The organism is Stenotrophomonas sp. 05L44_2, assembly GCF_056665995.1.
This window is the reverse complement of the sequence record NZ_JBFTNR010000020.1, coordinates 1-12,403: the sequence shown is the minus strand read 5'-3', so window position 1 is coordinate 12,403 and position 12,403 is coordinate 1. Positions and strand designations below refer to the sequence as shown.

The following is a 12,403-nucleotide window of genomic DNA, read 5'->3' as shown; positions in this document are numbered from 1 at the left end:
GGCCTGGGTTCCCGTGTTGGCGGCAGTCTCATTGCTGCTTGCCCACCTCAACTTCGAGCTGGTGGAGCAGAAGCTGCGCAATGCGAAGCCGTCCTGGCGCAATGGCAAGGTGCTGGCTACTTCCGCGCTGTCGATGCTGGTGGTCGTTTCCGCTGGCATGGTGGTGGTCAAGGAGAAGGGTTTCCCGGGATCCCAGGACGCACACGTCGCGCAAGTCCTGGCCTCGCTGGATTACGATCCTTCGGTCGACTACCGCTCACGGACCTGTTTCCTGGATCCGGACCAGTCTCCTGACCAGGCCGATGTTTCCGGCTGCATTCCCGGCAAAGGGCAGCGCCGCGCGATGCTGTGGGGCGACAGCCATGCGATCCATTTCCTGAAAGGTTTCCAGCCCGCATTTGCAGCAAAGGGCTACGAGATCGGCGCCCTGACCGCCTCAGCCTGCCCCCCGTTGGTAGGCGTGGAAATTGGCGAGCGTCCGCACTGCAAGGCGTTCAATGATTTCGCCCTGCAGCGTCTGGTCGATGAGAAGCCGGATGTAGTGATCCTTTCTGCGCTCTGGTATGCCGATCCGGCCTGGATGTCTGCCTTGGACAAGTCCATCGCTGCCCTTCGCGCCGCCGACATACGGGTCGTCGTGTTGGGCATATCCCCGATGTTCAAGCAGCGCGTACCACTGGTCGTGGCAGACAAGATGCGTGCCGGTGCTGATCCGCGCTACTCAAGCACTGATCTGGATCCCAACTGGATCTCGGGCCCCGAAGCCATGATGAAGGCTCATTTCAAGGGGCGCACCGATGCCACGTTCATTTCCGTGATGGACCGGGCCTGCGTGCAGGGCCGCTGCCCGCTGCTGGACGAGCATGATCATCCGCTCTATTACGATATCGCGCACCTGACGCCAGAGGGCTCAGTGCAGTACGCCGCGCTGCTGGTACCTGTGATTCTGGACTGATTGCGCGCGCGCCTGTGCAGAGTGGTTTTCAGCCTGCGAATGTAGAACGGGACGGCAGTCGCCGTCCCGTTGCTTGTCTACAGGAGGGGGCCACGTCGGGCCGCCTCCATGAATGAAGAGCGGGTCACGCCCTGCCGTAACTGTCCTCGAACCGAACGATGTCGTCCTCGCCCAGATAGCTGCCCGACTGCACTTCGATCAGTTCCAGCGGCAGCTTGCCCGGGTTCTTCAGGCGATGGGTCACACCCAGAGGGATGTAAGTGCTCTGGTTCTCCRACAACAGGATGACCTCATCGCCACGGGTCACTTCGGCCGTGCCGCTGACCACGATCCAGTGCTCGGCACGGTGGTGGTGCATCTGCAGGCTCAGGGTCGCACCCGGTTTGACGGTGATCCGCTTGACCTGGAACCGGGCGCCATTGTCGATGGAGTCATAGGCGCCCCACGGGCGGTAGACCTTGCGGTGCGCGGCGGCTTCGCTGCGCCCATCGCGCTTGATCTGGCCAACGATCTCCTTGACGTCCTGCACGCGGTCCTTGTGACCGACAAACACGGCGTCATCGGTTTCCACCACAACCACGTCCTGCAGGCCGACCATCGCGATCAGGCGGTTTCCGTAGGCATAGCTGTCCTTGCAGTCCAGCGCGATCACGTCGCCGTGGCAGGCATTGCCGTCGGCGTCCTTGTCGGACACCTCCCACAGTGCCGACCAGGAGCCCACGTCGTTCCATCCGGCATCCAGCGGGACCACGGCGGCATCGGCGGTCTTTTCCATCACCGCATAGTCGATGGAATCGTTCGGGCTGGCGGCGAAGGCTTCCGCATCCAGGCGGATGAAATCGTTGTCGCGGGCGGCCTTGTCGAGCGCGGCGCGGCAGGCCGCCAGGATCGCCGGCTGCAGGGTCTCCAGCTCCTTCAGGTAACGCGAGGCCTTGAACAGGAACATGCCGCTGTTCCAGTAGTACTCGCCTGAGGCGACGTACTTCTCGGCAGTGGCCTGGTCGGGCTTCTCCACGAACCGGTCGACCGCGCGTACGCCTTCGCCGATKGCAGCCTTGATGTAGCCATAGCCGGTTTCCGCAGCAGTCGGCACGATGCCGAAGGTCACCAGCTTGCCGGCTTCAGCGGCAACCGCGGCCTGTTTCACGGCTGCATGGAAGGCTGCTTCGTTGCGCACGACATGGTCGGAGGGCAGCACCAGCAGCAACGCATCATTGCCACCGGCCAGCGCCTGCAGGGCGGCGATGGCAATGGCCGGAGCGGTATTGCGACCCACCGGCTCCAGGATCAGCGCCTGCGGCAGGACCTTGCACTCGCGCAGCTGTTCGGCAGCCATGAAACGGTGTTCCTGGTTGGCGACCACGATCGGCGCAGCACCGGCGATCGATGCGACGCGCTTCCAGGTGGCCTGCAGCATCGTGTCATCGCCGACCAGCGGCAGGAACTGCTTCGGGTATGCCTCGCGCGACAGCGGCCACAAGCGCGTGCCGGAGCCGCCGGAAAGAATGACGGGAACGATTGGAGTCATGGTGCGTCCTTTACTCAGTGATTTGCCGGCGTGCCGCCGATCAAGTCGGTCAGTTCACGGATGCGGTCCTGAAGCAGGGCCTCGTTTCCGCGGGTTTCGATGTTCAGGCGCAGCAGCGGCTCGGTGTTGGAGCTGCGCAGGTTGAAGCGCCATTCCGCGAAATCGGCGCTTACCCCGTCGGTACGATCCAGCAGCGGCTGCTGCGGCTCGAAATGGGCCAGCACGCGGGCCACGGTCGCCTTGGCATCCTCGACGCGGAAGTTGATTTCACCACTGCAGGGATAGGCCTTCATGCGGTCGGCCACCAGTTCGCCCAGCGACTTGCCGCTGCTCGATACCAGCTGCGCGATCAGCAGCCACGGGATCATGCCGGAGTCGCAGTAGGCGAACTCGCGGAAGTAGTGGTGGGCGCTCATCTCGCCGCCATAGACGGCGTCCTCGGCGCGCATGCGTTCCTTGATGAAGGCATGGCCGGTCTTGCTCATCACCGGTACGCCGCCTGCCTGTTCGACCATCTCCACGGTGTTCCAGGTCAGGCGCGGGTCGTGGATGATCTTGCCGCCGGGCTGGCGGACGAGCAGGGCAGTGGCCAGCAGGCCGACCAGGTAATAGCCCTCGATGAAATTGCCGTCGGCATCGAAGAAGAAGCAACGGTCGAAGTCGCCATCCCAGGCGATGCCGAAGTCCGCACCACTGGCACGCACTGCGTCGCGGCTGGCCGCGCGGTTCTCCGGCAGCAGCGGATTGGGAATGCCGTTCGGGAAGCTGCCATCGGGTTCATGCTGGATGCGGATGAACTCGAAGGGCAGGTGCGGGGCCAGTTCGTCGATGATCAGGCCGGCACCGCCGTTGCCCGGATTGGTGACGATCTTCAGCGGCTTCAGTTTGGCCACATCGACATAGCCCAGCAGGTGCTGGATATAGGCAGTCTTGTCGGTGTCGCTGGAGACCGTCCCCTTGCCGTCGCCAAGCGGAGCGTCGGAAGCAGCAAAATCGCGGATATCGAAAAGGCCGGTGTCGCCGCTGATCGGCTTGGCGCCGTCGCGTACCAGCTTCATCCCGTTGTAATCCATCGGATTGTGGCTGRCCGTCACCATGATGCCGCCCGCCGCCTTGCGGTGGAACGTCTGGAAATACACTTCCTCGGTGCCGCACATGCCGATGTCGATGACATCGCGACCGCTCGCGGTCAGGCCTTCGATGGCGGCCTGCAACAGGGCCGGGCTGCTCAGTCGGATGTCGTGTCCCACAACTACCGGTCCCGGGCCGAGCAACGCCGCAGTACCGGCGCCGATACGGCGAGCCAGGCGTTCGTCAAGTTCGTCCGGGACGCGGCCGCGGATGTCGTAGGCCTTGAAACACGGGAGCGTCATCAATGCAGTCCTTCACGGGTTGACCCCGGATTATAGCGACTGGCCCTGTTGGAACGAGTGATCCTGCCCAGCGTCCCTGCGGGCCCTCCAAAATGCTGGAATGCCGTGCAACCTGTTGATTGCACGGCATTCCTGCAGACGCATCAGCCCAGCGCCGCTTCCAGCTCCGGCAGGATCGTGAACAGATCCCCGACCAGGCCGATGTCGGCAATCTCGAAGATCGGCGAATCCGCGTCCTTGTTGATGGCGACAATCGTGCCGGCATCCTTGATGCCGGTCAGGTGCTGGATGGCACCGCTGATGCCCACGGCCACATACAGCTCCGGCGAGATGATCTTGCCGGTCTGGCCGACCTGCAGGTCGCTGGGCACGTAGCCGGCATCCACCGCGGCGCGCGAGGCACCCACGGCGGCGCCGAGCTTGTCGGCSAGCTGGAAGATSACCTTGAAGTTCTCTTCCGARCCMACRCCACGGCCACCGGAGACCACGCGCTTGGCGCTCTGCAGGTCSGGGCGRTCGCTGGCACCGGCGGCCAGKCCGACGAAGCGGGTGTGGGTCGGCAGGGAGGCGTCGACGCTTGCGGCCTCAACCGCGGCGCTGCCGCCTTGGGCGGCTTCCGGCCACGACGCGGCACGCACGGTGGCGACCACGATCTGGTCGGTTGGTGCTTCCACGGTGATGATCGCGTTGCCGGCGTAGATCGGGCGCTTGAAGGTGTGGCTGCCTTCGACGGCCATCAGGTCGGAGACCTGGTTGACGCCAAGCAGGGCGGCCACGCACGGCATCAGGTCCTTGCCGAAGGTGGTCGACGGGCCGAACACGTGGGTGTAACCCTTGGCCAGCTGTGCGATCTGCGGGGCCAGTACCTGGGCCAGCGCCTGTACGTTGGCGGCGTTGGCCACGGTCAGGACCTTGGCGACGCCGGCGATCTTGGCCGCTTCAGCCGCAACGGCGGTCGGGTCGGCGGCCAGCACCAGCACGTCGATGCTGGCGCCGCTGATGGCGGCTGYGGCGCTGACCGTCTTGGCGGTAGCGGCGTTGAGCTTGCCGTCGTGGTGCTCGGCGATGACGAGAATCTTGCTCATTACAGCAACCCCTTCTGCTTGAGTGCGGCAACCAGTTCGGCCGCGTCCTTGACCATCACGCCCTTGCTGCGCTTGGACGGTGCGGCGTACTGGGTGGTCTTGAAGGTGTCGGCAGCTTCAACACCGAGGTCGGCCAGCTGCAGGGTCTCCAGCGGCTTGGCCTTGGCCTTCATGATGTCGGGCAGCTTGATGAAGCGCGGCTCGTTCAGGCGCAAGTCGGTGGTGACCACGGCCGGCAGGTCGACTTCCAGCGTTTCCAGGCCGGCGTCGACTTCACGGGTKACCGTGGCCTTGCCGTCGGCAATGTCGAGCTTGCTGGCGAAGGTGGCCTGCGGACGCCCCCAGAGCGTGGCCAGCATCTGGCCGGTCTGGTTGGCGTCGTCGTCGATGGCCTGCTTGCCCAGGATCACCAGGTCCGGCTGTTCCTTCTCAACCAGCTTGAGCAGGGTGCGGGCGGCGGTCAGCGGCTGGATGGCCTGGTCGGTAACGACGTGAATGGCACGGTTTGCGCCCATGGCCAGGCCATTGCGCAGGTGCGCCTGGGCGTCGGCCGGGGCGATGGTGGCGACAACCACCTCGGTGGCGATGCCCTTGTCGCGCAGGCGCAGGGCTTCTTCCAGGGCGATTTCRTCGAASGGRTTGGSCGACAGCTTGACGCCGTCGGTGACCACGCCGGAACCGTCCGGCTTGACCTGAATGCGGACGTTGTAGTCCACCACGCGCTTGTACGCGACGAGGATTTTCATCTGGTACTCGATCCTTGTAGTGCCGGCCGCCGGCCGGCTCACAGTAACGGGAAACGTCCGGTTCTCGCACAGCAACCGGTTCGGGGGTGGGACCCCGATTCTAACTGGCCGAAGGCGACCATGCGAATGCGTATGGTTTTGCTGCGGTGCGGCGGAAACGGGCCACTGGGAGCCTTCGTTCACCTGCGGCGGGCAGTCGTGAAGAGGTCGCCGATGTATCCTGTCGCGCTGCCGGGGTGCTGCGAGTGCCTGGGGCGAAACATCGAACAGGAGAACAGGTAGTGCCCACATGGCTTGTCACCGGCGGTGCCGGATTCATTGGCGGTAACTTCGTTCTCGAGGCCGTCTCCCGCGGCATCAAGGTCGTCAATCTCGATGCGTTGACCTACGCCGGCAACCTGAAGACGTTGTCCAGCCTGGACGGCGATCGCAACCATGTCTTCGTGCAGGGGGACATCGGTGACAGCGCGCTGGTTTCCCGCCTGCTGGCCGAGCACCAGCCCGATGCCGTGCTGAATTTCGCCGCCGAAAGCCACGTCGACCGTTCGATCGATGGCCCTGGCGCCTTCATCCAGACCAATGTCGTCGGCACCCTCGGCCTGCTTGAGGCAGTGCGGGACTACTGGAAGGCGTTGCCGCCCGAGCAGGGCGCGGCATTCCGCTTCCTGCATGTCTCCACCGACGAGGTGTACGGCACCTTGGGCGAGACCGGCAAGTTCAGCGAAACCACCCCGTATGCCCCGAACTCGCCGTACTCGGCGTCCAAGGCCGCCTCGGACCATCTGGTGCGTGCGTTCCACCATACCTACGGGCTGCCGGTGCTGACCACCAACTGCTCGAACAACTATGGTCCGTACCACTTCCCGGAGAAGCTGATCCCGCTGGTGATCGCCAAGGCGCTGGCCGGTGAGCCGCTGCCGGTGTACGGCGACGGCAAGCAGGTGCGCGATTGGCTGTTCGTGTCCGACCACTGCGAAGCGATCCGTACCGTGCTGGCCAAGGGCCAGGTGGGCGAGACCTACAACGTCGGCGGCAACTCCGAAAAGCAGAACATCGAAGTGGTGCAGGCGATCTGCGCGCTGCTGGACCAGCGCCGCCCGCGTGCGGACGGCCAGCCGCGCAGCAGCCAGATCACCTACGTTGCCGACCGCCCGGGCCATGACCGCCGTTACGCGATCGATGCCTCCAAGTTGAAGAACGACCTGGGCTGGGAACCTGCCTACACCTTTGAACAGGGCATCGGCTTCACCGTCGACTGGTACCTGGACAACCAGGAGTGGGTGAACGGCGTGCTCGACGGCAGTTATCGCCTGCAGCGCATCGGCACCGCGGCCTGAACCAAGGACACGACATGACCCAACGCAAGGGCATCATCCTCGCCGGCGGTTCCGGCACCCGGCTGTATCCGATCACCAAGGGCGTCAGCAAGCAGCTTCTGCCGGTGTACGACAAGCCGATGATCTATTACCCGCTCAGTGTGTTGATGCTGGCGGGCATCCGTGAAGTACTGATCATCAATACCCCGCACGAGCAGGCCTTGTTCCAGCAGCTGCTGGGTGACGGTTCGCAATGGGGCATGGACATCCAGTACGCCGTGCAGCCCAGCCCCGATGGTTTGGCGCAGGCCTATCTGATCGGCCGTGACTTCGTCGGCGGCAAGCCGAGCTGCCTGGTGCTGGGTGACAACATCTTCCACGGCCATGGCCTGACCGACATGCTGCGGCGCGCCGACGCACGCGACGCGGGCGCCACCGTTTTCGGCTACTGGGTGAATGATCCCGAGCGCTACGGTGTGGCCGAGTTCGACAAAGATGGCAAGGTCGTCGGTCTGGTCGAGAAACCGCAGAATCCGCGTTCCAATTACGCCGTCACCGGCCTGTACTTCTACGACGGCAATGCCAGTGACTATGCCGCCGAACTGAAGCCCTCACCCCGTGGCGAGCTGGAGATCACCGATCTGAACCAGCGCTACCTCGACGAAGGCAGCTTGCACCTGGAAGCGCTGGGCCGCGGCTATGCATGGCTCGATACCGGCACCCACCAGTCCTTGTTGGAAGCGTCGAACTTCATCGAGACCATCCAGACCCGGCAGGGCCTGCAGGTCTGCTGTCCGGAGGAGATCGCCTTTGGCAAGGGATGGATCAACGCAGAGCAGCTCAACGCGCTGGCCGCGCCGCTGATCAAGAATGGCTATGGCCAGTACCTCGCGAAACTGGCACAGCGGGGTGTGGTGCCGTGAAGGTGATTGAAAGCGCGCTGTCGGGTTGCAAGCTGCTTGAGCCGGTGGTGTTTGGCGACGAACGCGGCTTCTTCTTCGAGACATGGAACGCAGAGCGCTTCGGCAAGCTGGGTCTGCCGACGCAGTTCGTCCAAAGCAACGTCTCCTCTTCCAGTCGCGGCGTCCTGCGTGGGCTCCACTACCAGTGGCCGCGCCCGCAGGGAAAGCTGGTGACCGTGCTGGAAGGTGAGGTCTACGACGTGGCGGTGGACATCCGCCGCGGCTCACCCACGTTCGGGCGCTGGGAAGCATTCATTCTCAGCGGCAGCAACCGCCGCCAGCTCTGGATCCCGCCGGGTTTCGCGCATGGTTTCGCAGTGCTGTCCGAAACGGCCCTGTTCAATTATCTGTGCACCGACGTCTACGTGGCCGAAGCCGATGCCGGCATCCGCTGGAACGACGCCGATATCGCGGTGGACTGGCCGGTAGGGGCTCCGATTCTTTCGGCCAAGGACCAGAAGGCGCCTTTCCTGGATCAGTTGGCCGAAGATCGGCTGCCGGTCTACGTGCCATGATGATCCTGGTGTTCGGCGGCAATGGCCAGGTAGGCCAGGAGCTGCTGCGCGCTCTGGCGCCGCTGGGTACCGTGGTGGCAACCACGCGCAGCGGCCAGTTGCCCGACGGAGGATCCTGCGAAGTGGCCGATTTCGATCAGCCCGACAGCCTGCCGGCGTTGTTGGATCGGCTGCAGCCGTCGATCGTGGTCAATGCCGCGGCCTATACCGCAGTCGACCGCGCCGAGCAGGATGTTGCAGCAGCATTTCGTGCCAATGCCGAAGCGCCCGGGGTCATCGCGCGCTGGTGCGCAGCCCACGATGTCCCGCTCGTGCACTACTCCACCGACTACGTGTTCGATGGACAGGGCAACACGCCCTACCGCGAAGACGAGCCGACCGCGCCGCTGGGTGTGTACGGCAGCAGCAAGCGTGGTGGTGAAGAGGCCGTGCGCGCGGCGGGCGGGCGCCATCTGATTTTCCGCACGGCGTGGGTGTATGCCGCACATGGCACCAATTTCCTGCGGACCATGCTGCGCGTTGGCGCTGCTCGCAGCGAGCTGCGGGTAGTGGCAGACCAGGTTGGTACGCCTACCCCGGCGGCCTTGATCGCCGATGTCACTGCGCATGCGCTGCAGCACCCGGGCCGCTTGTCCGGCACCTGGCACCTGACAGCGAATGGGCAAACCAGCTGGCATGGTTTCGCCGAGGCGATTTTTGCCGAGGCGCTGGCCACCGGCATGATGGTGGAAGCGCCGAGGGTGCAGGCCATAACCAGCGCCGAGTACCCGACGCCAGCCCGCAGGCCGGCGTGGTCGGTGCTGGACAACCGCAGGCTGCAACGTGATTTCAGCCTGCAGCTGCCCGCATGGCAGGACGGCTTGAAGCGTGTGATGGCGGAAATCGCCGGTTCCTGACCGGGCCGGGTCCTGCTGGCCGCCGTGCGGTGTGCCCGCATCCAGCCAATGGCGCAGGGTGAGTTCGCATACAATTCCCCCACTCTCGACAATGGAAGCGGCATGACGCTGGGCTCGCCCCAGGACCGCTATCCCGTCGCGCCCAGGACCGCAGGGGACCGCTTTGAAATTCGCTCACGATCAGAAACGCGTGCTGGTAACCGGCGGCGCCGGCTTCCTCGGCTCCCATCTCTGCGACCGCTTGGTCGAAGCTGGCCACGACGTGCTGTGCGTGGACAATTTCTACACCGGCAACAAGGCCAACGTCGAAGATCTGCTCGGCCACCCGCGCTTCGAACTGATGCGCCACGACGTGACCTTCCCGCTGTACGTGGAAGTGGACCGGATCTTCAACCTGGCCTGCCCGGCATCGCCGATCCACTACCAGCACGATCCGGTGCAGACCACCAAGACCAGCGTGCATGGCGCCATCAACATGCTGGGCCTGGCCAAGCGCGTGCGTGCCCGCATCCTGCAGGCCAGCACCAGCGAGGTCTACGGCGATCCGGAGATCCATCCGCAGGTGGAGGGCTACTGGGGCCGGGTCAACCCGATCGGCATCCGCAGCTGCTACGACGAAGGCAAGCGCTGCGCCGAGACGCTGTTCTTCGATTACTGGCGCCAGCACCAGCTGGAGATCAAGGTCATGCGCATCTTCAATACGTATGGCCCACGCATGCACCCCAACGACGGCCGCGTGGTCAGCAACTTCATCGTGCAGGCGCTGCAAGGCGAGCCGATCACCATCTATGGTGATGGCCAGCAGACGCGCAGCTTCTGCTATGTGGACGATCTGATCGAAGGCATGTTGCGCCTGATGGACTCGCCGGCCGATTTCACCGGTCCGGTCAACATCGGCAATCCGTCCGAGTACACCATGCTGGAACTGGCCGAAACGGTGGTGCGCCTGGTCGGCGGCACGTCCAGGATCGAGTACCGACCGCTGCCATCCGATGACCCGCGCCAGCGCCAACCGGATATCAGCCTGGCCAAGGCCACGTTCGACTGGGAGCCCAAGGTGGCCCTGGAAGATGGTCTGAAAGAGACCATCAGCTACTTCCGCCATCGCCTGCAGGCTTGAGGAAACCGCGATGCGCAAGATTGTCGTGATGCCGGTGTACGAAGACCTGGAAGCTTCTTCCCGGCTTTTCCTTGAGCTTGCGCGTACGCAGGGTGGCGATACCTACGTCGTTGCCGTCGACGACGGCTCGGTGCGCCAACCACTGCCGATCTCGGCGATCGAGGCCTCCGGGCTGGAGGGCGTGGTGATCAAGCTGCGCCGCAATGTCGGCCACCAGCGTGCCATCGCCATCGGCCTGAGCTACGTGGCCGAGCACTTCGGCAACGATGTCATCGTGGTGGCGATGGACTCCGACGGCGAAGACACGCCGGAGAGCATCACCGAGCTGGTTGCCGGGCTGGAGTCTGTCGATGTGGATGTGGTCGTTGCGACCCGCCGCAGCCGGGTGGAGTCACTGAAATTCAAGACCTTCTACCTGTTCTACAAGCTGCTTTTCACACTGCTCAGTGGGCGTCGGATCAGCTTTGGCAATTTCATGGCGGCAAAAATGCCTGCGGTGCGCCGGCTGGCATCAATGCAGGAACTGTGGACCCACGTGGCCGCCAGCGTGCTCAGTTCCAAGTTGCGGGTGCAGACCTGTTCACTGGACCGCGGTCCGCGCTACGCAGGCCGCAGCAAGATGAACTTCGTCGGGCTGGCCCTGCATGGGTTCCGTGCGCTGATGGTGTTCGCCGAGGACGTGCTGGTGCGTGTGGGTATCGCCTGCACGATTGTCGCGGCGCTGTCGGTGACCGGTGGGGTGATCGCAACGCTGCTGAAGATGCTGGGGTTCGCAACGCCCGGCTGGTTCTCGCTTGCCTTCGGTATCCTGTTGCTGGTGTTCCTGCAGACGGCTGCATTGACCCTGATCATCCTTATGCTGTCGGGCATGATCCGCAGCGGTGGCGTGCTGGGCATCGGCAGCTATCGGGAGTTCGTTGATGAGGTCCAGCATGCCGCCCGCCGCAGCGCATGATGCGTTGGGTGGCCAGTTCCTGCGCTACCTGATCAACGGCCTGGTGGCCACGGCGGTGCACTACGGGGTGTTGCGCTTCAACATCGAAGTGCTGCACATGTCATTGGCCGCTGCGGCCAATGCGCTGGCCGCTGTGTTTGGCATTGCCACCTCGTTTCTGGGCAGCCGCTACTTCGTGTTCCGTGGCCGGCAGGGCAGCGTGGCCTGCCAGGGGGCGCTGTTCCTGCTGGTATACGCCGTCATTGCGATGCTGCATGCACTGGTGATGTACGTCTGGGCCGACCGTTTCGGCCTGGACTACCGCATCGGCTTCCTGCTGGCGACCGGCATGCAGATGGCTTTCAGTTTTCTCGCCAACAAATTCGTGGTGTTCCGATGAACAAATACCTGCGCGCACTGCTGGCAACGATGGCCTTCATCGTCGTTCTGCTGCTGGTCTACTACGTGCACGTCCGCCATTTCAGGGTAAATGTGGTGCTGTATGCCAGCATCGTCGATGCGGTCATCGCATTGGTGGTGGTTTTTGCGGGCCTGTACGCGCTGAAGTGGTTCGCCGGCTTCAACCGCCTGGAGCTGATCCAGCTGGCCGCGATCTGGCTGCTGGGAGGCTACATCTTTGCCATCTCGGTGCCGACGGTCATCGACCGCTCGCTGTCGTTCTACATCCTTGAAAAACTGCAGCAGCGGGGGGGCGGCATCCGCGAGGATGCATTCCGCCAGGTGTTTACCGAAGAGTACGTGCGTGAGCACCACCTGGTGGAGGTGCGGCTGACCGAACAGCTGCAATCAGGCACCATCGAGATCCACGATGGTTGTGTGAAACTCACCGGCCGCGGTGAACGGTTGGCGTCCTTCAGCCGCTTCTATCGGCAGAACCTGCTGCCCACCCATCGCCTGCTGATGGGGCAGTACTCCGATGCGCTGACCGATCCTTTCCGCGACAGTCATATGT

The 12,403-nt window shown here is 63.9% G+C and carries 13 protein-coding genes; 9 read left to right on the top strand and 4 right to left on the bottom strand.

Features of this window, described 5'->3' with window-relative positions; genetic code table 11:
• Window positions 1-955 (top strand): SGNH hydrolase domain-containing protein (locus tag AC1VAN_RS01340; RefSeq protein ID WP_480985130.1); only part of this gene is annotated, 955 nt, incomplete at its 5' end.
• Between the two features lie 124 nt (window positions 956-1,079).
• Here the strand turns inward: AC1VAN_RS01340 and AC1VAN_RS01335 are convergent.
• From AC1VAN_RS01335 to AC1VAN_RS01320, 4 genes are all read right to left on the bottom strand, one after another.
• On the bottom strand, window positions 1,080-2,483 hold the full coding sequence (locus AC1VAN_RS01335; RefSeq protein WP_480985129.1) for a mannose-1-phosphate guanylyltransferase/mannose-6-phosphate isomerase: 1,404 nt from the start codon (window positions 2,481-2,483) through the stop codon (window positions 1,080-1,082).
• 14 nt (window positions 2,484-2,497) lie between these two features.
• Complete coding sequence (locus AC1VAN_RS01330) at window positions 2,498-3,856, bottom strand: phosphohexomutase domain-containing protein (protein WP_480985128.1); 1,359 nt, start codon at window positions 3,854-3,856, stop codon at window positions 2,498-2,500.
• A gap of 143 nt (window positions 3,857-3,999) precedes the next feature.
• Entirely contained in the window at window positions 4,000-4,941 is a 942-nt protein-coding gene (locus AC1VAN_RS01325) for an electron transfer flavoprotein subunit alpha/FixB family protein (RefSeq protein ID WP_480985127.1), read from the bottom strand.
• Window positions 4,941-5,687, bottom strand: a complete 747-nt coding sequence (locus tag AC1VAN_RS01320) for an electron transfer flavoprotein subunit beta/FixA family protein (protein ID WP_480985126.1) — start codon at window positions 5,685-5,687, stop codon at window positions 4,941-4,943. The genes AC1VAN_RS01325 and AC1VAN_RS01320 overlap by 1 nt, the downstream gene beginning before the upstream one ends.
• Before the next feature lie 281 nt (window positions 5,688-5,968).
• Between AC1VAN_RS01320 and rfbB the strand changes: the two genes are divergently transcribed.
• The 8 genes from rfbB to AC1VAN_RS01280 form a co-directional block, all read left to right on the top strand.
• A complete protein-coding gene (gene rfbB / locus AC1VAN_RS01315; protein ID WP_033830289.1) occupies window positions 5,969-7,024 on the top strand; it encodes a dTDP-glucose 4,6-dehydratase in 1,056 nt (351 codons plus the stop codon).
• A 14-nt stretch (window positions 7,025-7,038) separates the two neighbouring features.
• Window positions 7,039-7,926, top strand: a complete 888-nt coding sequence (rfbA, locus tag AC1VAN_RS01310) for a glucose-1-phosphate thymidylyltransferase RfbA (protein ID WP_033830290.1) — start codon at window positions 7,039-7,041, stop codon at window positions 7,924-7,926.
• The gene (rfbC, locus tag AC1VAN_RS01305; protein ID WP_033830291.1) at window positions 7,923-8,480 is read left to right on the top strand and encodes a dTDP-4-dehydrorhamnose 3,5-epimerase; all 558 of its coding nucleotides are present in this window, start codon (window positions 7,923-7,925) and stop codon (window positions 8,478-8,480) included. Before rfbA ends, rfbC begins: the two co-directional genes overlap by 4 nt.
• On the top strand, window positions 8,477-9,376 hold the full coding sequence (gene rfbD, locus AC1VAN_RS01300; protein ID WP_442251689.1) for a dTDP-4-dehydrorhamnose reductase: 900 nt from the start codon (window positions 8,477-8,479) through the stop codon (window positions 9,374-9,376). Before rfbC ends, rfbD begins: the two co-directional genes overlap by 4 nt.
• A 163-nt stretch (window positions 9,377-9,539) precedes the next feature.
• Window positions 9,540-10,496, top strand: coding sequence for a UDP-glucuronic acid decarboxylase family protein (locus AC1VAN_RS01295; RefSeq protein WP_442251690.1), 957 nt, complete (start codon window positions 9,540-9,542; stop codon window positions 10,494-10,496).
• 10 nt (window positions 10,497-10,506) lie between these two features.
• Window positions 10,507-11,451: a glycosyltransferase gene (locus AC1VAN_RS01290; protein ID WP_032976356.1), complete on the top strand. Its 945-nt coding sequence runs from the start codon at window positions 10,507-10,509 to the stop codon at window positions 11,449-11,451.
• Window positions 11,429-11,830: a GtrA family protein gene (locus tag AC1VAN_RS01285; protein WP_442251691.1), complete on the top strand. Its 402-nt coding sequence runs from the start codon at window positions 11,429-11,431 to the stop codon at window positions 11,828-11,830. The genes AC1VAN_RS01290 and AC1VAN_RS01285 overlap by 23 nt, the downstream gene beginning before the upstream one ends.
• The coding region (locus AC1VAN_RS01280; protein WP_480985125.1) for a hypothetical protein at window positions 11,827-12,403 on the top strand (577 nt) is incomplete at its 3' end. The genes AC1VAN_RS01285 and AC1VAN_RS01280, both read left to right, overlap by 4 nt.

Coding starts and splice junctions, on each gene's coding strand:
- rfbA (WP_033830290.1), top strand. CDS start 7,039: ATGACCCAACGCAAGGGCATCATCCTCGCCGGCGGTTCCGGCACCCGG.
- rfbD (WP_442251689.1), top strand. CDS start 8,477: ATGATGATCCTGGTGTTCGGCGGCAATGGCCAGGTAGGCCAGGAGCTG.
- AC1VAN_RS01290 (WP_032976356.1), top strand. CDS start 10,507: ATGCGCAAGATTGTCGTGATGCCGGTGTACGAAGACCTGGAAGCTTCT.
- AC1VAN_RS01285 (WP_442251691.1), top strand. CDS start 11,429: ATGCCGCCCGCCGCAGCGCATGATGCGTTGGGTGGCCAGTTCCTGCGC.